We start from the raw sequence: 24468 nt of genomic DNA on the forward strand, positions 1-24468 counted from the left end.
CATGGGCTGGGGCCGGACGGAGCCGGGACCCTTGGTGCAAATCAGGCGTTTGCAAACCTGAGCTGCGACCACAGGAACGGCGAAAATCTCGAAGAGATCTAAAGAACCCCATTGTCAAAACCCCTTCTCTACGGCTAAGCAACGCCCCGTATCTCGCGGGCGCCCGCCCGTGGAGCCGTTCTGTTTGCGCTGGGTTCGCCGTGACCAAGGCGAGGAGAGCCTGATTTATGAATATCGAGACCAATAAGATCCTGGGCGCCGTTTTCGGCACGCTTCTCTTCGTGGTTGGCGTCAAGGTCGTCGCCGAAGGTCTTTTCTCGGCTCACGCCCCTGCCGTTGCGGGCTATGATCTTCCGGCCGCCGAAGAGGCTGCTGCAGGTGGCGGCGCTCCGGCCGCTCCGGCCCAGCCCCTCCCCGTCCTCTTGGCCAGCGCCGACCCGGCCAAGGGCCAGGCTGCGGCCAAGAAGTGCGCCTCCTGCCACACCTTCGAGAAGGGCGGCCCGAACAAGGTCGGCCCGAACCTCTACGGCGTCGTGGGCCGCCCCGTGGCCTCGCATGAGGGCTTCAACTACTCGAGCGCCATGAAGGCTCATGGCGGCAACTGGACCTATGAGGCCCTGAACGATTTCGTTCACAACCCGAAGAAGGCCACCCCCGGCACGATCATGGCCTTCGCCGGTATCGCGGCCGACAAGGAACGCGCCGACCTGCTGGCCTATCTGCGGACCCTGTCCGACAGCCCGGTTGCCTTCCCGGCTCAGTAAGCCTCAGCATTCTCTCGCGAATTTGACCGAAGCCGGGCCCCAAGCCCGGCTTTTGTTTTAGCCCTTCTCCCTTGCGCTCGCCCTCGGGCGCACAAAAATGTACGGTGACGACAGACGCCTCACCCCTTCAGGAGACGCCTTGTGATCCGTACCCTTCTGCTTAGCTTCCTGGCTGCCTGCCTTAGCCTTACCCCTCTCGCAGCGCAGGAAGCCCAGTGGCGGCACGGCGCGGCCCTCCTCGGAGAGCCGAAATACCCGGCGGGCTTCAAGCAGTTCGACTACGTGAACCCGGACGCGCCCAAGGGCGGCCTGGTCAGGCTCGGGGGCCAGGGCACCTTCGATAGCTTCAACTTCGTGGTCGCGGGCGTGAAGGGCACGCCGGCCCTCGGCATCACCTTGATCTACGAGAGCCTCACGACGGGATCCCTCGACGAGGCGAGCGCCGCTTATGGGCTGCTGGCGGAATCGTTCAGCTATCCGGAAGACTTTTCCACCGTCACCTTCCGCCTGCGCCCCGAGGCGCGCTGGCACGACGGCAAGCCCGTCACGGTCGAGGACGTAATCTTCTCCTTCGAGGCCCTGAAGAAGAACAGCCCGCTTTTCTCGTCCTATTACGCCAACGTCGCCAAGGCGGAGAAGATCGCGGAGCGCGAGGTGAAGTTCACCTTCGACCAGAAGGGCAATCGCGAATTGCCGCAGATCATGGGGCAGCTCACAATCCTGCCGAAACATTGGTGGGAGGGAACCGCGCCCGACGGACGCAAGCGCGACGTGACGCAGACCACCCTGGAACCGCCGCTGGGCTCAGGCCCTTACCGTATCAAGAGCTTCGAGGCGGGGCGTACGATCGCCTATGAGCGGGTGAAGGATTACTGGGGCGCGAACCTCAACGTGAATGTCGGCCAGAACAACTTCGACGAGATCCGTTTTGAGTATTACCGCGACGCGACGGTGCTGCTCGAAGCCTTCAAGAGCGACCGCCTTGATTTCCGAACGGAGAACATCGCCCGCAACTGGGCAACCGGTTACGACTTCCCCGCGCGCCAAGAAGGCCGCGTCATCCTTGAGGAATTCCAGCAGCGCGCGACAGGATTGATGCAGGCTTTCGTGCTCAATCTCAGGCGCGACAAGTTCAAGGACGAGCGCGTGCGCCGCGCTCTCAACCTCGCCTTCCCCTTCGAGGAGATCAACAAGGCCATCTTCTCAGGGCAATACGAGCGCACTGCAAGCTATTTCCATGGTCTCGACCTGGCATCCTCCGGATTGCCCGAGGGCCAGGAGTTGGCGATCCTGGAATCCGTGCGCGACAAGATTCCGGCGAGCGTTTTCACGACACCCTACAAGAACCCCGTGAGCGACACTCCGGAGGCCGTACGCAATAACCTGCGCGAGGCCGACCGCCTGTTGCGCGAAGCAGGATGGGAGTCGAAGGGCGGTCGCCGAGTCAATGCGAAGGGTGAGGCTTTCACCATCGAATTCCTCGGCGATTCCGCAACCGACGAGCGCTATGCTCTCCCTTACAGGGAAGCGCTCAAGCGTCTCGGCATCGATGTCAACGTGCGCATCGTCGACGAAGCGCAGTACATCAATCGCACGCGCTCGTTCGACTTCGACATGGTCGGCCATGTCTGGCCGCAGACCCTGTCTCCCGGCAACGAGCAGCGCGAATTCTGGGGCTCCGCCGCCGCGAAGAACGAAGGTTCTCAAAACTATGCCGGCATCGCCGATCCCGGCATCGACGCCTTGATCGACAAAGTGATCTTCGCCAAAGACCGCGAGGAGCTCGTCGCGGCCACGAAGGCCCTCGACCGCGTTCTGCTCGCCCACAACTACGTCGTGCCGCAATGGACGTCGTTGAAGCAGCGCACCGCCCGCTGGAATCGCTACAGTCATCCGGAAAACATGCCGCGCTACGGCGCCTCCGCTTTCCCGACCGTGTGGTGGTACGACGAGGCTAAGGCTGCGAAGACCGGAGCGCCGCGATGAAGGATGTGAGCCGCAGAACGATCCTCAAAAGCGGCGCGGCCGCAACCGCCCTGTCATTTCTGCCGCGCCATGCCTTCGCGCAGGGCAGTGAAACCGAGACGCATGGCATCTCCAGCTTCGGCGAGATGAAGCTCGGTCCCGATTTCAAGCATTTCGATTACGTCAATCCTGCTGCCCCCAAGGGCGGCACGCTCGTGCTGCAGATCAGGCAGGCTGGTGGTAACCAGAATTTCGATACGTTCAACACGCTCAACATCTATGTGCTGCGCGGCGATGGTGCAGCCGGGATGGGCAGCACCTTCGACACGCTGTTGGTGGGCTCGGGCGACGAGCCGAACACCATGTATGGGCTCGTCGCCAAGAGCGTTCGCATCTCGGACGACAAGCTCACCTATCGCTTCATCCTGCGCCCGGAGGCGCGCTTCCATGACGGATCGAAGCTGACGGCGCGTGATGCTGCCTTTTCCCTGATGATCCTGAAGGAGAAGGGCCACCCGGTTTATCGCTCCATCCTCGCACAGATGACCTCCGCCGAGGCTGAAGGCGACAATGTGCTGCACGTCCAGCTCTCGCCCCAGCGCAGCCGTGACCTGCATCTCGTCGTCGCCTCCATGCCGATCTTTTCCGAGCGCTACTGGCAGGGAAAGGATTTCGAGGCCTCGACATTGGAAGCGCCGCTCGGCTCGGGCCCCTACAAGGTGAGCCGTTTCGAACAAGGGCGTTATATCGAGTTCGAGCGCGTCGCCGATTACTGGGCGAAGGATCTGCCCGTGAATGTGGGGCAGAACAATTTCGATCGCGTGCGCTACGAATATTACCGCGACCGCACCGTTGCCTTCGAGGCTTTCAAAAGCGGCTCGATCAATTACCACGAGGAATTCACCTCGCGCATCTGGGCAACGAACTACGATTTCCCGGCACTCAAGGATGGCCGCGTCAAGCGTGAGGAACTGCCGAACGATTCACCGGCGCCCATTCAAGGCTGGTACTTCAACACGCGACGCGAGGCTTTCAAGGATCCGCGCATCCGCGAGGCCATCGGGCTTGCCTTCGATTTCGAATGGACGAACGCCAACATCATGTTCGGCGCCTATCGCCGCACCACATCCTATTTCGAAAATTCCGACATGAAGGCGATGGGCCTTCCCTCTCCTGAGGAGATCGCTCTACTCGAACCCTTCCGCGCGCAGCTCCCCGCTGCCGTGTTTGCGGAGCCTTATACACCGCCAGTCTCGGACGGCTCCGGACAGGACAGGCAATTGCTCCGCCGTGCGGACGAACTCCTGCGCCAGGCAGGCTGTAAGCGCGAAGGCGGCACTCTCAAGCTTCCGAACGGCCAGCCTCTCACCATCGAGTTCATCGACTTCCAGAACTCCCTTCAGCCACATACGCAGCCCTTCCAGGCCAATCTGAAGCGATTGGGGATCGAGGCTCGCTCACGTATCGTTGATGCCGCGCAATACCAGCAGCGCATGAACGACTACGATTTCGACATGACGACCCGCGCGCTCGTCGGCACGACAACTCCGGGCGATGATCTGCGTGCGGTCTATGCCTCGGAAGCCGCCAAGACGCCGGGAACGCGCAATATCGCCGGGATCGCGCATCCGGCAGTCGATGCTCTCGTGGAAAAGATCGGCAACGCCAAGACGCGTGAGGAGTTGAACATCGCCAGCCGGGCCCTGGACCGGGTGCTTCGGGCAGGCCATTATTGGGTGCCCATGTGGTTCAAGGCTAGCGACTGGATTGCCTATTGGGACGAGTTCTCCCGCCCCCAGACGAAGCCGCGCTTCAGCTCGGGCGCGCCGGGAACCTGGTGGTATGATGCCGAGAAGGCCAAGCGGATCGGACGAGGATAGAGTTTGAGACCTGATGTGATAGACGCCACCATCCCCAACGAAGGCCGCATCGGCCGCAATCCCGCAGGCGTCTGATGCTGGCTTATATCGCGCGTCGTCTTCTTCTGATGATCCCGACCATTCTCGGGATCATGCTCATCTCCTTCGTCATCATTCAGTTCGCGCCCGGCGGACCGGTGGAGCGCATCATCGCGCAGCTCCAAGGCCAAGATTCGAACGCGACCGCGCGCATTTCCGGCGGCGGCAGCGATGTGGGTGGAGCAAACCAGACGCAGGGCGGAGGCGGAGCCGATTCATCGTCCTCGCGCTATCGCGGCGCGCAGGGTCTCGATCCGCAATTCATCAAGCAGCTCGAAGCGCAGTTCGGCTTCGACAAGCCGGCCCATGAGCGTTTCTTCAAGATGCTGTGGGATTACGCACGCTTCGATTTCGGCAAGAGCTATTTCCGCGATATCTCGGTGCTGGAACTGATCAAGGAGAAACTGCCGGTTTCGATCAGTCTCGGCTTGTGGATGACGCTTCTGTCCTACGCCATCTCGATTCCGCTCGGCATCAAGAAAGCCGTCAAGGACGGCTCGGCCTTCGATATCTGGACTTCCGCCGTGGTCATCATTGGCTATGCGATTCCAGGCTTCCTCTTCGCGATCCTGCTGATCGTTCTCTTCGCCGGCGGCTCGTTCTGGCAGATCTTCCCGCTGAGAGGCCTCACCTCCGAGGGCTGGGCCATCATGCCCTGGTATATGCAGATCGCCGATTACTTCTGGCATCTGGTGCTTCCCATCCTCGCCATGGCGCTCGGCGCTTTCGCGACCTCGACGCTTCTTACCAAGAACTCGTTTCTTGACGAGATCCGCAAGCAATACGTGCTCACCGCGCGCATGAAGGGCCTGTCCGAGCGGCAGGTTCTCTACGGCCACGTTTTCCGCAACGCGATGCTGATCGTGATCGCAGGCTTTCCGGGCGCCTTCATCGGCGCATTCTTCACGGGATCGCTGCTCATCGAGACGATCTTCTCCCTCGATGGCTTGGGCCTCCTCTCTTTTGAATCCATCCTGAACCGCGATTACCCGGTGGTGTTTGCCAATCTCTATATCTTCTCTCTTCTCGGATTGGTGGTGAACCTGATCTCCGACCTCACCTATACGCAGATCGATCCCCGGATCGACTTCGAGACGCGGGAGACGTGAGATGATAAAACGTCCCCACCCTTTCAGTTTCATCACACAGCCTCACCCTGAGGAGGGCCGTCAGGTCCGTCTCGAAGGGCGAGGCGTCTCCAGTGCCCTCTGGAACCTCCTTCGAGACGCCGCTGAAGCGGCTCCTCAGGATGAGGTGAGAGGACAGTCTACCTCGGATGATATCGAGGGGAGCACGCGATGAACGAGAATGTTCCCGTCGTCTCTCCCGCCTCCTCACCGGTCGCGCCACCGCTTCCGAAAGAAGGCTTCATCCGTCTCTCGCCGCTCAACAGAAGGCGGCTGCTGAACTTCAAGGCGAACCGCCGTGGCTATTGGTCGTTCTGGATCTTCATGATCCTCTTCGTGCTGAGCCTCTTCGCGGAGCTCATCGCAAACGACAAGCCGATCCTCGCCTCCTACAAGGGCGAAATTCTCTATCCCGCTTTCGTGGATTATCCGGAAGAGAAATTCGGCGGCTTTCTCGCGCAGACCGATTACCGCGATCCGGTGATCTCGAAAGAAATCCGTGACAACGGATGGCTGCTCTGGGCACCGATCCGTTTCTCCTATTCCACGCACAACCTCGATCTCCCCGTCCCTGCTCCCGCGCCGCCCACATGGACGCTGACTGATGAACAATGTCGCCCCATCGCGGAGCGCAACGGCGGAACGGGCTGCAAAGACATCGAGTGGAACTGGCTCGGCACGGACGATCAGGGCCGCGACGTGGTCGCGCGCCTCATCTACGGCTTCCGCATCTCGGTTCTGTTCGGCCTGATCCTCGCGGGCATCTCCTCCGTCATCGGCATTCTCGCAGGTGCCGTGCAGGGCTATTACGGCGGCTGGGTCGATCTGGTCTTCCAGCGCTTCATCGAGATCTGGACCGCCATTCCCTCGCTCTACCTGCTCATCATCATCTCGGCGATCATCACACCGAGCTTCTTCGTGCTTCTCGGCATCCTGCTGCTCTTCTCGTGGGTGACGCTGGTGGGCGTGGTGCGCGCGGAATTTTTGCGCGCCAGAAACTTCGAATATGTGCGCGCCGCCCGCGCCTTGGGCCTGTCGAACGCGACCATCATGTTCAAGCACCTGCTGCCGAATGCGATGGTGGCGACGCTCACCTTCATGCCCTTCATCGTCAACGGCTCTATCACGACCCTCACCTCCCTCGACTTCCTCGGCTTCGGCCTGCCGCCCGGCTCGCCCTCCCTCGGTGAGCTTTTGGCGCAGGGCAAGGCGAACCTTCAGGCGCCTTGGCTCGGCCTTGCGGGCTTCTTCGTGATCGCGATCATGCTGAGCCTTCTCATCTTCATCGGCGAAGCCGTGCGTGACGCCTTCGACCCGAGAAAGACGTTTCGATGACAGAGCCCCTTCTCTCCGTCCAGGATCTCTCCGTCGCCTTCCGCCAGGGCGAGCGCGACATGTTGGCCGTGGACCGCGTGTCGTTCGACATCATGCCGGGCGAGACGGTGGCGCTGGTGGGCGAGTCGGGCTCTGGCAAGTCCGTCTCGGCGCTCTCAATCTTCAAGCTCCTGCCCTATCCGTCCGCGCATCACCCGTCGGGAAAGATCCTTTTCAAGGGCCAGGACCTGATAGGGGCAACCGAGGACGAGATGCGCCGCGTACGCGGCAACGACATCACCATGGTGTTCCAGGAGCCGATGACATCGCTCAATCCGCTCCACACCATCGACCGGCAGATCGGCGAGATCCTCAAACTGCATAAGGGCCTCTCCGACAGCGAGGCGCGCGCCCGCACGCTGGAGCTTCTGAACCTCGTGGGCATCCGCGATGCGGAGAGCCGCCTGAATGCCTATCCGCACCAGCTCTCCGGCGGCCAGCGCCAGCGCGTGATGATTGCCATGGCGCTCGCCAACGAGCCCGACCTCTTCATTGCCGACGAACCGACGACGGCGCTCGACGTGACGGTGCAGGCGCAGATCCTGAAGCTGCTCGCCGAGCTGAAATCCCGTCTCAACATGTCCATGCTCTTCATCACGCACGATCTCGGCATCGTGCGGAAGATCGCAGATCGTGTCTGCGTGATGCTGAACGGCAAGATCGTCGAGCATGGCACGGTTGGGGAAGTGTTCGGCAATCCGCAGCATGCCTACACGCAGAAGCTTCTCGCTGCCGAGCCGAAGGGCCGCGCCAATCCCGTGCCGGCTGACGCGCCGGTTGTCGTGGAAGCGGGCCCGATCAAGGTGTGGTTCCCGATCAAGCGCGGCTTCTTCCAGAAGACCGTCGGCCATGTGAAGGCGGTGGACGGCGTGTCCGTTCGCGTGCGCAAAGGCGAGACGATCGGCGTGGTGGGCGAATCCGGCTCTGGCAAGACGACGCTCGGTCTCGCGATCCTGCGCCTCGTGCAATCGGAAGGCCCCATCGTCTTCCTCGGCAACCGCATCGACGGCCTGCGTTCGCGGGAGATCCGCCCCATGCGCAAGGACCTGCAGGTAGTCTTCCAGGACCCTTACGGCTCCCTCTCTCCGCGCATGTCGGTGGCGGAGATCGTCGAGGAGGGCCTGCTGGTGCAGGACAAGGGCCTCACTTACCAGCAGCGCCGCGACGTGGTGGCGCGCGCGCTGCACGATGTCGGCCTCGATCCCGCGACCATGGATCGTTATCCGCACGAATTCTCCGGCGGCCAGCGCCAGCGCATCGCCATTGCCCGCGCCATGGCGCTGGAGCCGCAATTCATCATGCTCGACGAGCCCACCTCCGCCCTCGACATGTCGGTGCAGGCGCAGATCGTCGAGCTTCTGCGCGACCTGCAGAAGAAGCGCGATCTCGCCTATATGTTCATCAGCCACGACCTGAAGGTGGTGCGCGCGCTTGCGAACCACGTGGTGGTGATGCAGAACGGAAAGGTGGTCGAGGAAGGCTCGGCCGAGAGCATTTTCGAAAGCCCGAAAACCGAGTATACCCGCGCCCTGTTCGCGGCGGCGTTCAATCTCGAAACAATCGGCACCGGCACGGTGCGTCAGTAACATCATGCATTCTCATCATCATTCGGAAGGCCATTCCCATCACGGCCATCATCATGGACATTCCCATGAGGTCGGCCATGGCCGTGCCTTCGCCATCGGCATCGCGCTGAACCTCGGCTTCGTCATCATCGAAGCCGGTTACGGCTTCTGGGCCGGTTCCATGGCGCTCTTGTCGGATGCGGGCCATAACCTGAGCGACGTGTTGGGCCTTGCCATCGCCTGGGGCGCGGCAATCCTCGCCAAGCGCGCGCCGAACGAGCGCTACACCTATGGTCTGCGCTCCAGCTCCATTCTGGCCGCGTTTCTCAACGCGCTTCTGCTGATGGTCGCCGTCGGCGGCATCGTGTGGGAATCCGTGCAGCGTCTCATCGAGCCTGCACCCGTGATGGCAGGAACCATAATGGTCGTCGCGGGCATCGGCATCGTGGTGAACGGCTTCACCGCTCTCCTCTTCATGAGCGGCCATCACGACCTCAATATCCGTGGTGCGTTCCTGCACATGGTGGCCGATGCCGCCGTGTCGCTCGGCGTCGTGCTCGGTGGTCTCGCCATTCTCTGGACCGGTGCCACCTGGATCGATCCGGTGCTGAGCCTCGTCATCGCCGCCGTCATCGTCTGGGGCACGTGGGGCCTGCTGAAGCAATCGCTGCGTCTCTCGCTCCATGGCGTTCCGAGCGGGATCACTATTGCCGAGGTAAAGGAGATGCTGGCCAGGCGTGCTGGCGTTGCCCGTGTCCACCATGTGCATGTCTGGGCCATCAGCACCACGCAGACCGCGCTGACCGCTCATCTGGTCATGCCGGGCGGGCATCCGGGCGATCACTTCCTCGCCGAGACCCAGCACGAGTTGAAGGAGCGTTTCGGCATCGATCATACGACGCTGCAGATCGAGATCCATGCGCCGGGCCACCACGATCATGGCGGCGAATGCCCCCTCGACCATGCCCATGAGGACCACAGCCATGAGGGACACCCTCATGGGCATGGGGAATCGCATCTTTCCCCGTAATGCCGTATCAGTCGTGATTCGAACGACTTGAAGGACTTTGGACACATGGCTCGCGCTCTTCTCATCGTGCTCGATTCCGTCGGCATCGGCGGCGCCGAGGATGCGGATGCCTATGGCGATGTTGGCTCCGACACGGTCGGCCATATCGCCGAAGCCTGCGCCGAGGGGCGTGGCGACCGGGCGGGCCTGCGCCAGGGCCCGCTTCACCTGCCGCATATGACGGCGCTGGGCTTAGGGTTGGCCTGCGAGGCCTCCACCGGCCGCCTGCCGCCGAACCTGGGCCATCAGGGCGCCCTGAAAGGCGCCTGGGGCTACGGCGTGGAAACGTCCAAGGGCAAGGATACGCCGTCGGGCCATTGGGAGATCGCGGGCGTTCCGGTCACCTTCGATTGGGGCTACTTCCCCGACACGGTTCCCACCTTTCCGGAAAAGCTCACGAACGCGCTGATCGAGCGCGCGGGCCTGCCTGGGATCCTCGGCAACAAGCATGCATCGGGCACCGCCATCATCGACGAATTCGCCGTCGAGCACATGCGCACCGGCAAGCCGATCTGCTACACCTCCGTGGACAGCGTGCTGCAGATCGCGGCGCATGAGGAAAGCTTCGGGCTAGACAGGCTCTACGAACTTTGCCGCATCGGACGCGAACTCTGCGACGAATACAAGATCGGCCGCGTGATCGCGCGTCCCTTCCAAGGAACGCCGGAAACCGGCTTCAAGCGCACGGGCAACCGCAAGGATTTCGCGACACCTCCACCGTCGGACACCATTCTCGATAGGCTCACCAAGGCCGGACGCGACGTCGTGACCGTCGGCAAGATCGGCGACATCTTCGCCCATCGCGGTACCGGCAAGGAAGTGAAGCCGAACGGCAACGATGCGTGCCTGTCAGCCGCCATCGATGCGATGAAGACGCTGCCCGAGGGCGGCTTCGTGTTCGCGAACCTCGTCGATTTCGACAGCGAGTTCGGCCACCGCCGCGACATCCCCGGCTATGCGGCTGCGCTCGAGGCTTTCGACAGGCGCGTGCCGGAGATCGAGGCCGCCCTGCAGCCGGGCGATCTCGTCATCATCACCGCCGATCACGGCAACGACCCCTCCTGGCGCGGCACCGACCATACCCGCGAGCATGTGCCGATCCTGTGCTTCGGCCCCGGCGTGAAGCCCGGCAGCGTGGGGCGGCGGGAAAGCTTTGCCGATATCGGGGCGAGCGTTATGGCCCATTTGGATGTCGCCAATTCCGGCAAGGGACAATCCTGGATTTAAACTGCCGTCATCCCGGACGAAGCGCAGCGCAGATCCGGGATCGCGTGACGAGAGTGGCGCTAGTTCTCCCCTCTCCCGGGTGGGAGAGGTGATCAGAGCCAAATCCTGCTCGCGATCCCGGCTCGGCTTTCGCCGCCCGGGATGACGCTTTGGCCTTAAACGTTGACGGCAACGCAACTTTGGCTCAGTCTTCCATAGATCGTAAGGAGACTTTCCTGACGATCGTTGGGGGAGTCTTCCCGTTCTCGCGTGGAAGATCATTCATGAGCACGCCTAACCGCTCGACCCATATCCGGCTCACCTCTCATCCCGAGCCGAATGCCGGCACCATCAAGCATCCGATCCATTGGGCCGCGAAAGACCCGAAGGAGCGCGGGCCGATCATCGGCACCGTGACGAACCCAGCCGACCGCAACGTGATCGGCGCCCATGGCGGTTCCTATTCGCTCTATCGCGCTCTCGCGATTTCCGCCCGCGCGCTCAACCCTCTCACGCGGCCGGACCTGCACAACACGCACCCCACCGCCGAGATCGGTCCGCATCCGCAATGGTTCGAGCCCGGCAAGATCGTATCCCTCGACCCATGGGGCCATCTCGTCGGCGAGGTTTTTGCGGACGACATCGCGAGCGGGCTCGATGTGCGCCCCTCCATCGCGGTGACGAAAGCGCGCCTCAACATGCCGGAAATTCTCTCGGCCATGGGCGCGAAGCGGCTGAAGGCCGATGGCGGTTTCCTGCATGAATCCGGCGATATTTCCGTCACGAAGATCGCTGTCGATCCCGTATGGTATCTGCCCGGTATCGCGGAACGCTTCGGCTGCACGGAAGGCGAATTACGCCGCACGCTGTTCGAGCAGACCGGCGGCATGTTCCCCGAACTCGTGACGCGCCCCGACATGAGCGTGTTCCTGCCGCCCATCGGCAATATCACCGTTTATGTGGTGGGCGAGGTGTCGCGTCTGAGCGATCCGAAAACGCGCATTGCCTGCCGCGTGCATGACGAGTGCAACGGTTCCGACGTGTTCGGCTCCGACATCTGCACCTGCAGGCCTTACCTCGTGCACGGCATCGAGGAATGCGTGCGGGAAGCGCAACAAGGCGGCGTCGGCGTGATCGCCTATAACCGCAAGGAAGGCCGCGCATTGGGCGAGGTCACCAAGTTCCTGGTCTACAATGCGCGCAAGCGCCAGGAAGGCGGCGATTCCGCATCCACCTATTTCGAGCGCACGGAATGCGTGGCGGGCGTGCAGGATGCGCGCTTCCAGCAGCTCATGCCCGATGTGCTGCACTGGCTCGGCATTCGCCGCATCGACCGGCTCATGTCCATGTCGAACATGAAATACGACGCCATCACCGGCTCCGGCATCGAAGTGGTGGAGCGCGTGCCGATTCCGGCGGAACTCGTGCCGCCCGACGCGCAGGTGGAACTCGAAGCCAAGAAGGCTGCCGGCTATTACACGCCGGACGGCGCGCCCGACGCGTCGGAACTGGACAAGGTGAAGGGCCGCGATCTCGAGCGCTTCTGATGTTCTCCACAACCGGCCTCGCATGAGAGTGCGGGCCAGCCGAAGACTATGCTATCGCTCTTCATCAAAGAGCAGCGGAGCCCTGCGTGACGGACCAGCCGAATTCTTCTCCCGAGACTCAAGAGACTCTTGCCGCCCGTTCGCTCCTGACGGCGGCAGCCGTGCGCGAGCGGTCGCATCAGCTTCTCAAGGCAGGCCTCGAAGGCCGCCTGGGGCATTTCACCGTGGATCTGAGCCGTCTGGAGGCTTGCGCCGATGAGGTGGTGGCCACGATCCGCCAGGCCTATCCGTCTCTCGACATCCCCTTCCATGCCCGCTGGCGGCATTTCGCGGCCGGCGGCCATGACCGCTGGGATGCGGTAATGCATGGCGCCACATGGCAAAGCGCCGGCGACATGGCCCGCGCGGCTTTCGACCTCGCCATCGTCTCGGTGCTGCTCGATGCGGGCGCGGGCCCGCAATGGCGCTATGTGGAAGGCCGCACGGACGAAACGTATACCCGCTCCGAGGGACTAGCGGTCGCGAGCTTCGACATGTTCGTGAGCGGCGCTTTCTCATCAAGGCCAGAGGATCCCTTCCGTGTCGATGCGGATGTGCTGATGGCGCTCACCGCCGAGGATCTTGCCGAAGGCTTCCAGGTTTCCGAGCAGAACCCGCTCGTGGGTCTGGAGGGCCGCGCAGCGCTTCTCAACCGCCTGGGCCGCGTGGTGGCCACGAACCCTGACATTTTTGGGCAGGTAGACGATCCCCGCCCCGGCGGCCTCGTGGACGTGATCGTGGCCACCGCCGAGGGCGAAGCCGTGAAGGCGACTTCGATCCTGGAGGCGCTGCTCACCTATCTCGGACCGATCTGGCCCGGCCGCATCACCTTGGGCGGCATCGATCTCGGCGATACCTGGCGCCACCCGCTGGTGGAGGCGGCTGACGCCACCAAGGGGCTCATCCCCTTCCACAAGCTCTCCCAATGGCTCTCCTATTCGCTGATCGAGCCTCTGGAATGGGCCGGCTATACCGTGACCGACGTCAACGGCCTTACAGGCCTGCCGGAATATCGCAATGGTGGGCTTTTTCTTGATACTGGCGTCATCGCCCTCAAAGATCCGGAAGACGCCAAAAAGGCACATGCGGTGGATTCCCCCCTCGTGGTGGAGTGGCGGGCCTTGACGGTTGCCCTTTTGGACCGCATTGCCGATCCCATACGCGCCAAGCTCAAGTTCACCGCCGAGGAGTTTCCCCTCGCGAAAGCCCTCGAAGGCGGCACCTGGGCGACAGGGCGCAGATTGGCCAAGGAGAAGCGCGGCGACGGCTCGCCGCCTCTCAGCGTCATCAGTGACGGAACAGTGTTTTGAGGATTGAGCCTATGACGACCAAGGGAGAAAAAAGCATGCAAGGCGTAACGGTGGTCGATCATCCGCTGGTTCAGCACAAGCTGACACTGATGCGCGACAAGGAGCGCTCCACGAAGGGTTTCCGCCAGCTGCTCAACGAAATCGGCATGCTCCTCTGCTACGAGGTCACCCGCGACCTGCCCATGGAGCGCATCGAGATCGAAACGCCGATGACCAAGATGGAAGGCGCGCAGATCGCCGGCAAGAAGCTCGTCTTCGCCCCCATCCTGCGCGCGGGCGTCGGCTTCCTCGACGGCATGCTCACCCTCGTTCCCGCAGCCCGCGTGGCCCATATCGGCCTCTACCGCGATCCGGAATCGCTGCAGGCTGTCGAATATTATTTCAAGGCTCCGTCCGATCTTGCCGACCGCATGGTGCTCGTGCTCGACCCGATGCTCGCCACCGCAAACTCGGCCGTCGCCGCCATCGAGCGTCTGAAGGAGCGCGGCGCGAAAGATCTTCGCTTCGTCTGCCTGCTCGCAGCGCCCGAAGGTATCGAGCGCCTGCGCAGCGCCCATCCCGACGTGCATATCTGGACCGCATCGATCGACGAGAAGCTCAACGACCACGGCTATATCGTGCCGGGCCTGGGTGACGCGGGCGACCGCATGTATGGAACGCGCTAAAGCCTGATATTGTTAGCGCTGTGACACGCCGCAACATGGATTAGCACCTTGCGCTTCATCGTCGCCGATTGGGGAACGACCCGCTTCCGTGGCTATCTGATCGAGAACGAAACCATTCTCGATCAGGTCTCGTCGGACGAGGGCGTTTCGGCCTTGCAAAAGGGTCAGCATCGCGACGTGTTCCTCAAGCATTGCAAGCAATGGCTCGATGCGGAACCGAATGCGCCTGTGCTGCTTGTCGGCATGGTCGGAAGCCGCGAGGGATGGCGCGAAGCGCCTTATGCCATCTGCCCAGCAGGCCCTGCAGAAATCGCACAGGCCCTTGTGCCGGTGGATCTCGAGAACGGCCGCAAGGCTCACATCATTCCAGGCCTTTTCTGCGAGCCTGCACCTGGCGCTGCCGATGTGATGCGCGGCGAGGAAACGCTGGTGCTCGGCACCGGCGTCGAGAACGGCCTCATCTGTTCCGCAGGCACGCATCCCAAATGGATTTTGATGCGCGATGGACGCATCGAGCGTTTCGCCACTTACATGACGGGCGAGATGTATGCGCTGTTGCGCGAGCATTCCATGATCGGACGTCCTGCAACGGAGCCCGCCGATCAGAAGGGTTTCGACTTGGGGCTCGATGCGGCGGAGCGCAATGCGGGTGAGGCTCGCGTGGGCTTGCTGCATCTGCTCTTCTGCGCACGCGCCGCCGTCGTGTCCGGACGCATGGCGAGCAATCTGCTCGCACCCTATCTCTCAGGCCTTCTCACGGGCGACGAGATCAACGGCGCGCTCGCGCAATTCGGACGCCCGGACACCGTCACCATTCTCGCCAGTCAGGAACGCGCGGATCTTTATGTTCACGCGCTTGCACGACACGGCATCAAGACGGAACTGAAAATTCCTCAGCAAGCCCTGCTTGCCGGGCTGGCGCGGATCGTGCGCCAACATTCCCAGAGCTGAACGCTCACTCTCCACTCAGGTCAAAATCAATGCCTCATGCGCTTCTCGCCACGTCCTCCGAAAACTCGCTTCCGATCTGGCTCGTGACGGAGAGCACCTGGAGCAGCATTTCCGAAAAGCTGCCGAAGACGGCTCAAGGCTTTGCGAGGGCGCAAGGCTTCGAAGGCAAGGTGGGCAGCCATTGCCTGCTGCCCGATGCGGACGGCAATCTCTTCGGCGTCGCCTTCGGCCTTGCGGACGAGAATGCCAAGCAGCGTGATCCCTTCGCCGTCGGCAAGCTCGCAACGATCCTGCCCGATGGCATTTATCGTTTCGAAAACGATGTGCCCGATGCAGCGCTTGCAACGCTCTCCTGGATTCTCGCTTCTTATGGCTTCACCCGCTATCGCAAACGCGCTGAGAAATCCGTCCGCCTCGTCACGCCAAAAGGCGTCGATGCGGAGGAAGTGACGCGCATCGCTAATGCGGTTTTCCGCAGCCGCGATCTCGTCAACATTCCGACGAGCGATCTCGGCCCCGACGGCATCGAGGCGGCTGCGCGCCAGGTCGCCGAGGCGCATGGCGCGAAGTTCACCAGCATCGTCGGCGACGATCTGCTGAAGCAGAATTTTCCGATGATCCATGCGGTCGGTCGCGCCTCCGCCACGCCGCCGCGCCTCATCGACTTCACCTGGGGCAATGCCAATGCTCCGCGCATCACGCTCGTCGGTAAGGGTGTCGCCTTCGACACCGGTGGCCTCGACATCAAGCCTGCTTCCTCCATGCTGATGATGCGCAAGGACATGGGCGGCGCCGCCGCAACACTCGCGCTCGCCGACATGATTATGGGTGCGAAGCTTCCCGTGCGCCTGCGCGTGCTCATCCCCGCCGTCGAGAACTCGATCTCGAGCAACGCCTTCCGCCCTGGCGACATTCTCAACAGCCGCAAAGGCATCACGGTGGAGATCGGCAACACGGATGCGGAAGGCCGCCTCATCCTCGGCGACGCACTGGCGCTCGCGGACGAGGAGAAGCCGGATCTCATCGTCGATTTCGCCACGCTCACCGGCGCCGCCCGCGTGGCTCTCGGCCCGGAGCTGCCGCCCTTCTTCACGGATGATGACGAGCTCGCCCTCGACATCGCCCGCACCGGCATGGAGGTGAACGACCCCGTGTGGCGCATGCCGCTTTGGTCTCCCTATATGAGCCAGCTTGACTCGAAATATGCGGACATGAACAACACGGGCGGGCCGATGGCTGGCTCCGTCACCGCAGCTCTGTTCCTGCGCCGCTTCGTCTCCGACGCCAAGGCCTATGTGCATTTCGACATCTTCGCCTGGAACAACTCCACCCGCCCCGGCCGTCCGGAAGGTGGCGAAGTGCAGGCCGCGCGCCTGATGTATGCCCTCCTGAAGAAGCGCTACGCTTCGTAAAGGATAGCGGCAAAGACAGGTTGCATCGTTCGTTGTGGGCCCGAATAATCCGGGTCCGTAACGAACGGATGCCTCATGTCCATCGAGCTGCGCGCTCTGCAATCCCTCACGCTTTGGCACGATGTCCATCTCGAGCTCGTGCATCAAGGCGGAGACCTCTCCTCCCGGCAGATCGCCATTCTGCTCACGATCTATCTGGAGCCGCCGCCTCATACGGTGCGCGGGCTCGCCGCCAAGCTCAAGGTGACGAAGCCCGTCATCACCCGCGCCCTCGACACGCTGGGCAAGCTCGACCTCGTCTCCCGCCGCCGCGATGAGGCGGATCGGCGCAATGTGATCATCCAGCGTACGGTCGCTGGCGCTTTGGCCGTGGAACGGCTAGGAGACACCATTACCGCCCGTGCCAAGGAGCTGCCCCGATGAGTTTCGACCGCCGCATCACCCCCGTCCGTGCCGATCTGGCGGACGAGAAGCTTCGCGGGCAAGTCGAGGCCGAGCGCTTTACGACTGGGACGGTGAAGCGCGTCATCGCCACCTTCTCTCCCCTGCACCGTCATCCTTCCCGGGAGGCGCCCGTGGATACGCAGGCGATCTTCGGCGAATCTGTCACCGTCTATGACGAGCACGAGGGCTGGGCCTGGGTGCAGTTGCAGGACGACGGCTATGTAGGCTACCTGCCGAGCGTCGTTCTGGGCGACCCAGGACCGAAGGCGACGCACAAGGTCGCGGCGATCCGCACCTTCATCTATCCCGGCCCCAACCTGAAGCTCCCGCACATCGACCTTCTGACCATGAACTCGAAGGTCGCGATCATCGGCACCGAAGGCGATTACGCAAAGATGGCGGATGGCGGCTGGCTCTATGCCCCGCATCTGGCAAGCATCGATGCGCGCGAGACGGATTACGTGAGCGTTGCCGAGCGCTTCCTGCACACGCCCTATCTCTGGGGCGGCAAGACGAGCCTTGGCATCGACTGTTCAGGTTTGGCGCAAACCGTGCTGAATGCAGCGGGCATCAAGGCGCCGCGCGACAGCGACATGCAGGAACGCGAGCTCGGCACCGTCATTGAGGTGAAGCCAGATCTCAGCGGCCTCAAGCGCGGCGATCTGGTGTTCTGGAAAGGCCATGTGGGCCTGATGATGGATGCAACGAACTTCATCCACGCCACCGGCCACAGCATGACCGTGATGATCGAGCCGCTCTCGGTTGCGGAAGAGCGCATCCGCCGCACGAGCTACGGCCCGATCAGTTCGATCAAGCGCTTCGGTTAATAGCCCCGCGCCCGATCCACCATGTTCTCGAACGACTCTCCCGCCTCGTGGCGGAGGATCTGCTGCGCGATGTAGCGCGCCGTCGCCTCCGGCTCGCTCACGGCTGCATTGTGCGGCGTGATGGTGACGCGCGGATGCGCCCAGAGCGGAGAGGATTCCGGCAGCGGCTCCTTCTCGAACACGTCGAGAGTTGCGGCCTTCAGCGTTCCATCGTCGAGGCAGGTGAGAATATCGCTCTCCACCTGCAAGCCTCCGCGACCCGCATTGATCAGCACCGGGCCGCCCAGCCTGCCGTCCTGCGCGAGCTTCTTGAACAAACTGCGGTTGAGAATGCCGCGCGTATCGGGCGTGAGCGGGATAAGTGCGATGAGAATGTCCGTGCGGGCAAGAAACTCATCAAGCCCGTTGTCGCCGGAATAAACCTTGAAGCCTTCCACGCTCTTCGACGTGCGGCTCCAGCCTGCTACATCGAAGCCCATCATCTTGAGTTTTGCGGCAGCATCCTGCCCCAGTACGCCGAAGCCCATGATGCCGACGCGCACGTCAGAGGCGATCGGCGGCGAGCGATCCGGCTCCCAACGCTTGGCGCGTTGCGCTTCCGAGAAGCGCGCATGATCGCGCAGATACATGAGTGAATGCATCACCATGTATTCGCTCATGCGGTGGGTGAGATCGTCCTGCGCCACGCGCACGATGGGCGCAGCGGGAAGATCGGGATAGCCCATCAGATGATCGACACCTGCGCCGAGCGAGAAGATCGCCTGCAGGTTCGGCAGGTTGTCGAGGCTCCCCGGCTTCGGGCCCCAGGTCGCCACGTAGCGGATTTTGCTTCTGTCGAATTCCTCGCCGAGCACCACGATCTCGCGGCCCGGCAGATGACGCGTGAAGCGTTCCACCCAGGGCTGCGTTTCCCAGGTAACGGCGACGAGAAGACTCACGATTTCGCTCCGATGCGTTCGAGGATCATCGCACCGGACGTCGCCTTGGCGTCGCCGAGCGCATAAGCCGCGCGCACCATACGCTCGGCTGCCTGCGCAGCCTCTTCGCTGCGTGCGTGGACGATGGCGAGCGGGCGGTTGGCATCGACCGTCTCGCCGATCTCGGCAAGCTGCGTGAGACCGACCGCGTGATCGATGGGATCCTGCGGACGCGTGCGGCCGCCGCCAAGCGCCACGACAGCAACGCCCACATCGCGCGTGGCGACGCTCTGCACGATGCCGGAGCGCTCCGCATGGATCGCACGAACCACCGGGGCCGCCTGCAGATGCTTGCCGTGGTTCTCCAGGAAGTCGGAAGGCCCGCCGAGTGCGCTCACCATGCGCTGGAAGACTTCCGCTGCCTTGCCCGAAGAAATCGCGTTCTCGATTTTTTCGCGCGCGTCCTTGATGTCGGCGGCGATCCTGCCGAGCACAAGCATCTCGGCAGACAGTTCCACCGTCACCTCGTGGAAGCGCTTCTCGCGCTTGCGGCCTGTCAGGTAATCCACCGCATAGGCCATCTCGACGGCGTTGCCCGCAGCGGAGGCGAGCGACTGGTTCATGTCGGTGAGCAATGCGCTCGTCGGCAGGCCCGCGCCATTGGCGACGAGCACAAGGCTCTCAGCGAGAGCGCGCGCATCCTTCGCGTTGTCCATGAATGCGCCGGAGCCGAACTTCACGTCCATCACGAGGCCATGGAGGCCTGCGGACAGTTTCTTCGAGAGAATGGAGGCTGTGATGAGATCGATGGATTCCACCGTCGCCGTCACGTCACGGATGGCGTAAAGGCGCTTGTCGGCAGGAGCGAGATCCGCCGTCTGGCCGATAATGGCGCAGCCGACGTCGCGCGTCACACAGCGGAAGGTATCGATATCGGGCTGCGTGACATAGCCCGGAATGGAATCGAACTTGTCGAGCGTGCCGCCCGTATGGCCGAGGCCGCGACCGGAAATCATCGGCACGTAGCCACCGCAGGCTGCGACTGCCGGGCCGAGCGCGAGGCTCACCGTATCGCCCACGCCGCCGGTGGAGTGCTTGTCGAGCACGGGGCCCGGCAGATCCCATTTCAGCACTTCGCCCGAGTTCATCATGGCCTGCGTCAGCGCCACGCGCTCCGGCACGGAGAGACCGCGAAAGAAGATCGCCATGGCGAATGATGCCGCCTGACCTTCGGAGACATGGCCCGAGGTGAGGCCTTGGATGAAGTGGTGGATCTCTTCAGCGTTGAGCGTTGCGCCGTCGCGCTTGCGGCGGATGATTTCCTGAGGAAGAAGCGTCATTGTTCAATATGCTCCGGTGGCCGCTTGGCCTTCCCGTCCTTCGATGGCGGCGATCAGCGTGTCGTAGACGCTGCTCGCGCCGATGCGAAAGGTCTGTGGCGTGGCCCAGCCTGCACCCATGATGCGGTCTGCGAGTTCAAGATAGAGTTTTGCATCAGCCACCGTGCGGATGCCGCCCGAAGGCTTGAGACCCAGATTGCGTCCGGAGGCCTTGATGGCGTTGAGCATGATCTCGGCTGCTTCCGGCGTGGCGGAAACAGGAGACTTGCCGGTCGATGTCTTGATGAAGTCAGCGCCTGCTTCGATCGACAGGCGGCTTGCCGCCGCGATCAGTTGCGCGTCCTTCAGTTCGCCGGTCTCGAGAATGACTTTCAGAAGCCGGCCATGATCGACGAGGTCGCGCACGGCTTCCACCATCTCGATTGCGATAGTCAGGTCGCCACGACGAACGGCGCTATAGGGCAGCACGAGATCGATCTCGTTCGCACCGTCGGAAAGCGCTTCCTTCGTGTCGTCGACCACGCGATCCACATCTTCACCGCCAGCGGGGAAGTTCACCACCGTTGCGATGCGAACAGGCGAGCCCTTCAGGTTTTCCTGCGCGCGCTTCACGAATTGCGGCCACACGCAGACAGCAGCCACGGGACCGCGCGGATCGAGCGCTTTCTTGCACAGCGCATCGATGGCCTGATCGGTGCAGTTGTCGTTGAGGTCGGTGAGATCGAGGCAGCGCAGCGCCCGCTGGGCGATTGATGCGTCAGACATGGTATCAAAGCTCCGCGACGAAGGAACGGATAAGACGCTTGAACTTCTCGGAGGCTTCCGCCGCCGTGTCCTTGGTTTCCTGGTGCGAGGGCGAAGCGCCTTCGATGCCCGCAGCGAGGTTGGTCACCACCGAGATTGCAGCAACCCGCAGCCCGTAATAGCGCGCGAGGATCACCTCCGGCACGGTGGACATGCCCACGAGATCACCGCCGAGCACCTGCACCATCTTGATTTCGGCGGGCGTTTCGAAGCTCGGGCCCGAGAGCCAGGCATAGACGCCTTCAGGCAGATCGATGCCACTCTTCTTTGCCGCGCGCTGCAATACCTCGCGCAAGGCGGGATCGTAGGCATCGGTGAGAGAGACGAACCGGCCTTCAGTGTGATCGCGCAACAGCGGGTTCGCGCCGGAAAGATTGAGGTGATCGTTGATCGCCACAAGGCTGCCGGGGCGGATCGAGGCGCGCACGGAACCTGCCGCATTGGTGGCCACCAGCACCGGAATGCCGAGCTCCTTCACAAAGGCGACGGGCAGGCGCATCGCGCCCGCATCGCCTGTCTCATAATAATGCGCGCGGCCCTGGAACAGCAGTACGCGCTTTCCTTCAAGGGTGCCCGCAACGAGCTTGCCCGCATGGCCGGAGACGCCGCTCTTCGGGAAATGCGGGATGTCGGCGTAAGCGAGGCTCACCGCATCGCTCAGCTCATCGACTAGAGTGCCGAGGCCGGTACCGAGCACGAAGGCGGCATCGAAGCGGCCATCGAAGCCGCGAGCGCGCACGAATTCGGCGGCCTGTTGAACGTTCTGTTGCATGTTCGTCTCTTATCTGTCCGTCAGGTTGTCCGGCCCAAACGAGAAGGGCAGCAACTCTTCTAGGGTAAAGCTCTTGCGGATGCCTTCAGGGCCCGCGACGTGAATTTTGGTATCGGGCGAGGCGAATTCGCGGATGCGCTGACGGCAACCGCCGCAGGGCGTGCAGAGCAGATCGCCCTCGCCCATCACCACGATTTCTGTGATGCGATTTGCGCCGCCTGCGATCATGGCGGAGATCGCTCCCCCTTCCGCGCAGGCGCCAACGGGATAAGCCGCGTTCTCCACATTGCATCCGGTGAAGATGCGCCCATCGGGCGCCGCGATGGCGGCACCGACCTTGAAGCGCGAATAAGGCGCATAGGCCTTGGCCTGAATCGTCTTGGCCGCTTCGAACAACGTATCGAGAGAAGCCATCTCAACGCTCCTTCACATAGGGCACGCCGGCCGCGCGTGGCGGAATGGCCTTGCCGATGACGCCGGCGAGCAGGATCACCGTCATGAGATAGGGCAGCGCCTGAATGGCCTGCACCGGAACCTCGCCGATGCCGGGGAACGAGAAGCCCTGCAGCTGGTTGGCGATGGCATCGAGAAGGCCGAAGAGGAAGCAGGCGCCGAGCGCGGGCCATGCGCGCCACTTGGCGAAGATGAGTGCTGCGAGCGCGATGAAGCCGCGCCCCGTCGTCATATTGGGCAGGAAGCCCGCGGCCTGTGCGACGGAGAGATAAACGCCGCCAAGGCCGCAAAGAACGCCGCCGATGATGACGGCGGAATAGCGCAGGCCCGTCACCGAGATGCCCGCTGTATCGACAGCTGCCGGGTTCTCGCCGACGGCGCGCAGGCGAAGGCCGAAGCGCGTGCGGCCGAGAATGAACCAAGTCAGCGGCACGGCCAGGAGCACCACGAAGACAAGCGCCGAATGACCGAACAGGAAATCGTCGAAACGCTGATCGCCTTCCAGCGGCGGCGTGCGTCCGCCCTGCCCGTACCAGGCATTGCCGACGATGGCGGTAAGGCCCGCCGCCAGCATGTTGATGGCAACACCCGACACGATCTGGTTGCCGCGCTGGCTGATGGAGGCGAAGCCGTGAATGAGCGCGAACGCCACGGAAGCGAAAATGCCGAAGCCAAGCCCGATCCATGCGGAGCCGAACACATAAGCGCCGGCAGCTCCGGCAAACGCCGCCACCAGCATCTTGCCTTCGAGACCGATATCGACAACGCCTGAGCGCTCGGACCAGAGGCCCGCAAGACACGCGGCCAGCAGCGGAATGGAGAGACGCAGCGCCGAGTCGAAAACCGTGACGAGAATACCGAGATCCATGCTCATGCTCCCGCCAGCTTAGGACGCGACAACAGATGCGCCACGAGACGGCGGAAGAGGCCGTCGAGAGCGCCAGCAAACAGAATGATGATGCCGCCGATCACCACCACCATGTCGCGGGTGATGGCGGGTTGTTCAAAGGCAAGCTCCGCGCCGCCCTGATAGAGAATGCCGAACAGGAGCGAGGCGAGGATGATGCCGACGGGATGCGCGCGCCCCATGAGCGCGACCGCGATGCCGACGAAGCCGTAACCCGCCGTGAACTCCAAAAGCAGGCGGTGCTGGTAGCCCATCAGCTCGTTCACCGCGAGGCCGCCCGCGAGCGCGCCGGACAGCACCATGGCGATGATAATGATGCGCGCAGGCGAGATGCCCGCATAGACCGCAGCAGTCGGGTTGGAGCCGACGACGCGGATCGCATAGCCGAGACGCGAGCGGTAGATGAGGAGCCAGATCAGATAGGACGAGATCAGCGCCAGCACGAAGGTGAGGTTGAGCTGCGACGACGGGATCGTGATGCCGAACCAGGCGAACACATCGTGCATGAAGGGGATTTGCGCAGCCTCGGGGAAGGCACGCGTTTCCGGATTCATGGATTGCGGCTCGCGCAGCACGTTCACCAGCAGGTAGACGATGAGAACGCTCGCAAGCCAGTTGAACATGATCGTGGTGATCACGATATGGCTGCCGCGCTTGGCCTGCAGGTAGCCAGGGATCGCGGCCCATGCGGCGCCGAAGGCGGCGGCTGCGAGAATGCCGACGGGAATGAGCAGAAAGCCCGGCAGGAAGGTGAGATTGTTGAGCGCGAGCGCGGTGCCGAGGCCAGCGAGCGTCGCCTGACCTTCACCACCGATGTTGAACAGGCCCGCGTGATAGGCCACCGCCACGGCCAATCCGACGAAGATGAAGTCGGTGGCGTAGAACAGGGTGAAGCCTAAGCCCTCGCCCGTTCCGAGGCTGCCCTGCAGCAGATAGCGCGTGGCTGTCAGCGGGTTCTCGCCGATGCTGAGCACCACGAGGCCTGCGATCAGGAACGCCGCCACGACGGAGATTGCGGGCACGAGAATCGTGTCGGCCCATTTGGGCATTTC

General features: G+C 62.8%; 22 protein-coding genes. 15 read left to right on the plus strand and 7 right to left on the minus strand.

Translation table 11 applies throughout. From position 1 onward, the window contains the following. Window positions 1-227: 227 nt before the first annotated feature. From MJ639_RS14690 to MJ639_RS14760, 15 genes are all read left to right on the plus strand, one after another. Window positions 228-764, plus strand: coding sequence for a c-type cytochrome (locus MJ639_RS14690; RefSeq protein WP_243374326.1), 537 nt, complete (start codon window positions 228-230; stop codon window positions 762-764). A gap of 141 nt (window positions 765-905) precedes the next feature. Beyond that, on the plus strand, window positions 906-2750 hold the full coding sequence (locus tag MJ639_RS14695) for an extracellular solute-binding protein (protein ID WP_423790802.1): 1845 nt from the start codon (window positions 906-908) through the stop codon (window positions 2748-2750). Further along, window positions 2747-4609, plus strand: a complete 1863-nt coding sequence (locus MJ639_RS14700) for an extracellular solute-binding protein (protein ID WP_243374329.1) — start codon at window positions 2747-2749, stop codon at window positions 4607-4609. The genes MJ639_RS14695 and MJ639_RS14700 overlap by 4 nt, the downstream gene beginning before the upstream one ends. Window positions 4610-4683: 74 nt before the next feature. Further along, a complete protein-coding gene (locus MJ639_RS14705; RefSeq protein ID WP_243374331.1) occupies window positions 4684-5796 on the plus strand; it encodes a microcin C ABC transporter permease YejB in 1113 nt (370 codons plus the stop codon). A 189-nt stretch (window positions 5797-5985) separates the two neighbouring features. Further along, complete coding sequence (locus tag MJ639_RS14710; protein ID WP_243374333.1) at window positions 5986-7149, plus strand: ABC transporter permease; 1164 nt, start codon at window positions 5986-5988, stop codon at window positions 7147-7149. Continuing rightward, complete coding sequence (locus MJ639_RS14715; protein ID WP_243374334.1) at window positions 7146-8774, plus strand: ABC transporter ATP-binding protein; 1629 nt, start codon at window positions 7146-7148, stop codon at window positions 8772-8774. The genes MJ639_RS14710 and MJ639_RS14715 overlap by 4 nt, the downstream gene beginning before the upstream one ends. Before the next feature lie 4 nt (window positions 8775-8778). Beyond that, entirely contained in the window at window positions 8779-9783 is a 1005-nt protein-coding gene (locus tag MJ639_RS14720) for a cation diffusion facilitator family transporter (protein ID WP_243374337.1), read from the plus strand. Between the two features lie 45 nt (window positions 9784-9828). Next, window positions 9829-11049 carry a phosphopentomutase gene (locus tag MJ639_RS14725; RefSeq protein ID WP_243374339.1) on the plus strand — a complete coding sequence of 407 codons (1221 nt, stop codon included), beginning with the start codon at window positions 9829-9831 and terminating at the stop codon, window positions 11047-11049. Window positions 11050-11312: 263 nt separating this feature from the next. Then, a complete protein-coding gene (locus MJ639_RS14730; RefSeq protein WP_243374341.1) occupies window positions 11313-12575 on the plus strand; it encodes a GTP cyclohydrolase II in 1263 nt (420 codons plus the stop codon). Window positions 12576-12661: 86 nt separating this feature from the next. Further along, entirely contained in the window at window positions 12662-13924 is a 1263-nt protein-coding gene (locus MJ639_RS14735) for a URC4/urg3 family protein (protein WP_243374343.1), read from the plus strand. Window positions 13925-13959: 35 nt separating this feature from the next. Beyond that, a complete protein-coding gene (gene upp, locus MJ639_RS14740) occupies window positions 13960-14589 on the plus strand; it encodes a uracil phosphoribosyltransferase (protein ID WP_091139039.1) in 630 nt (209 codons plus the stop codon). A gap of 48 nt (window positions 14590-14637) precedes the next feature. Beyond that, window positions 14638-15540 carry a 2-dehydro-3-deoxygalactonokinase gene (locus tag MJ639_RS14745; RefSeq protein WP_243374345.1) on the plus strand — a complete coding sequence of 301 codons (903 nt, stop codon included), beginning with the start codon at window positions 14638-14640 and terminating at the stop codon, window positions 15538-15540. Between the two features lie 29 nt (window positions 15541-15569). Beyond that, window positions 15570-16952 carry a leucyl aminopeptidase family protein gene (locus tag MJ639_RS14750; protein ID WP_243374347.1) on the plus strand — a complete coding sequence of 461 codons (1383 nt, stop codon included), beginning with the start codon at window positions 15570-15572 and terminating at the stop codon, window positions 16950-16952. A 75-nt stretch (window positions 16953-17027) separates the two neighbouring features. Then, entirely contained in the window at window positions 17028-17375 is a 348-nt protein-coding gene (locus MJ639_RS14755; protein WP_243374349.1) for a MarR family transcriptional regulator, read from the plus strand. After that, window positions 17372-18223 (plus strand): C40 family peptidase, encoded by an 852-nt coding sequence (locus tag MJ639_RS14760; RefSeq protein WP_243374351.1) that lies wholly within the window; start codon window positions 17372-17374, stop codon window positions 18221-18223. The genes MJ639_RS14755 and MJ639_RS14760 overlap by 4 nt, the downstream gene beginning before the upstream one ends. Here the strand turns inward: MJ639_RS14760 and MJ639_RS14765 are convergent. From MJ639_RS14765 to MJ639_RS14795, 7 genes are read right to left on the minus strand one after another with little or no spacing between them, the layout of a single operon-like run. Further along, window positions 18220-19161: a 2-hydroxyacid dehydrogenase gene (locus tag MJ639_RS14765; protein ID WP_243374354.1), complete on the minus strand. Its 942-nt coding sequence runs from the start codon at window positions 19159-19161 to the stop codon at window positions 18220-18222. The two genes, MJ639_RS14760 and MJ639_RS14765, sit on opposite strands and share 4 nt — an antisense overlap. Then, window positions 19158-20480 carry a thymidine phosphorylase gene (gene deoA, locus MJ639_RS14770; protein WP_243374356.1) on the minus strand — a complete coding sequence of 441 codons (1323 nt, stop codon included), beginning with the start codon at window positions 20478-20480 and terminating at the stop codon, window positions 19158-19160. Before deoA ends, MJ639_RS14765 begins: the two co-directional genes overlap by 4 nt. 3 nt (window positions 20481-20483) lie before the next feature. Next, entirely contained in the window at window positions 20484-21245 is a 762-nt protein-coding gene (deoC, locus tag MJ639_RS14775; protein WP_243374359.1) for a deoxyribose-phosphate aldolase, read from the minus strand. Between the two features lie 4 nt (window positions 21246-21249). After that, window positions 21250-22056, minus strand: a complete 807-nt coding sequence (locus tag MJ639_RS14780) for a purine-nucleoside phosphorylase (protein WP_243374370.1) — start codon at window positions 22054-22056, stop codon at window positions 21250-21252. 9 nt (window positions 22057-22065) lie between these two features. Further along, a complete protein-coding gene (locus MJ639_RS14785) occupies window positions 22066-22470 on the minus strand; it encodes a cytidine deaminase (RefSeq protein ID WP_243374372.1) in 405 nt (134 codons plus the stop codon). Window position 22471: 1 nt separating this feature from the next. Next, window positions 22472-23377: an ABC transporter permease gene (locus tag MJ639_RS14790; protein ID WP_243374384.1), complete on the minus strand. Its 906-nt coding sequence runs from the start codon at window positions 23375-23377 to the stop codon at window positions 22472-22474. A gap of 2 nt (window positions 23378-23379) precedes the next feature. Then, window positions 23380-24465: an ABC transporter permease gene (locus MJ639_RS14795; protein ID WP_279306656.1), complete on the minus strand. Its 1086-nt coding sequence runs from the start codon at window positions 24463-24465 to the stop codon at window positions 23380-23382. Window positions 24466-24468: the final 3 nt, after the last annotated feature.

Source organism: Microvirga solisilvae, assembly GCF_022808595.1.
Classification (GTDB): domain Bacteria; phylum Pseudomonadota; class Alphaproteobacteria; order Rhizobiales; family Beijerinckiaceae; genus Microvirga; species Microvirga solisilvae.

Coding starts and splice junctions, on each gene's coding strand:
- MJ639_RS14690 (WP_243374326.1), top strand. CDS start 228: ATGAATATCGAGACCAATAAGATCCTGGGCGCCGTTTTCGGCACGCTT.
- MJ639_RS14700 (WP_243374329.1), top strand. CDS start 2,747: ATGAAGGATGTGAGCCGCAGAACGATCCTCAAAAGCGGCGCGGCCGCA.
- MJ639_RS14705 (WP_243374331.1), top strand. CDS start 4,684: ATGCTGGCTTATATCGCGCGTCGTCTTCTTCTGATGATCCCGACCATT.
- MJ639_RS14710 (WP_243374333.1), top strand. CDS start 5,986: ATGAACGAGAATGTTCCCGTCGTCTCTCCCGCCTCCTCACCGGTCGCG.
- MJ639_RS14715 (WP_243374334.1), top strand. CDS start 7,146: ATGACAGAGCCCCTTCTCTCCGTCCAGGATCTCTCCGTCGCCTTCCGC.
- MJ639_RS14720 (WP_243374337.1), top strand. CDS start 8,779: ATGCATTCTCATCATCATTCGGAAGGCCATTCCCATCACGGCCATCAT.
- MJ639_RS14725 (WP_243374339.1), top strand. CDS start 9,829: ATGGCTCGCGCTCTTCTCATCGTGCTCGATTCCGTCGGCATCGGCGGC.
- MJ639_RS14730 (WP_243374341.1), top strand. CDS start 11,313: ATGAGCACGCCTAACCGCTCGACCCATATCCGGCTCACCTCTCATCCC.
- upp (WP_091139039.1), top strand. CDS start 13,960: ATGCAAGGCGTAACGGTGGTCGATCATCCGCTGGTTCAGCACAAGCTG.
- MJ639_RS14750 (WP_243374347.1), top strand. CDS start 15,570: ATGCCTCATGCGCTTCTCGCCACGTCCTCCGAAAACTCGCTTCCGATC.
- MJ639_RS14755 (WP_243374349.1), top strand. CDS start 17,028: ATGTCCATCGAGCTGCGCGCTCTGCAATCCCTCACGCTTTGGCACGAT.
- MJ639_RS14760 (WP_243374351.1), top strand. CDS start 17,372: ATGAGTTTCGACCGCCGCATCACCCCCGTCCGTGCCGATCTGGCGGAC.
- deoA (WP_243374356.1), bottom strand. CDS start 20,480: ATGACGCTTCTTCCTCAGGAAATCATCCGCCGCAAGCGCGACGGCGCA.
- deoC (WP_243374359.1), bottom strand. CDS start 21,245: ATGTCTGACGCATCAATCGCCCAGCGGGCGCTGCGCTGCCTCGATCTC.
- MJ639_RS14780 (WP_243374370.1), bottom strand. CDS start 22,056: ATGCAACAGAACGTTCAACAGGCCGCCGAATTCGTGCGCGCTCGCGGC.
- MJ639_RS14785 (WP_243374372.1), bottom strand. CDS start 22,470: ATGGCTTCTCTCGATACGTTGTTCGAAGCGGCCAAGACGATTCAGGCC.
- MJ639_RS14790 (WP_243374384.1), bottom strand. CDS start 23,377: ATGGATCTCGGTATTCTCGTCACGGTTTTCGACTCGGCGCTGCGTCTC.
- MJ639_RS14795 (WP_279306656.1), bottom strand. CDS start 24,465: ATGCCCAAATGGGCCGACACGATTCTCGTGCCCGCAATCTCCGTCGTG.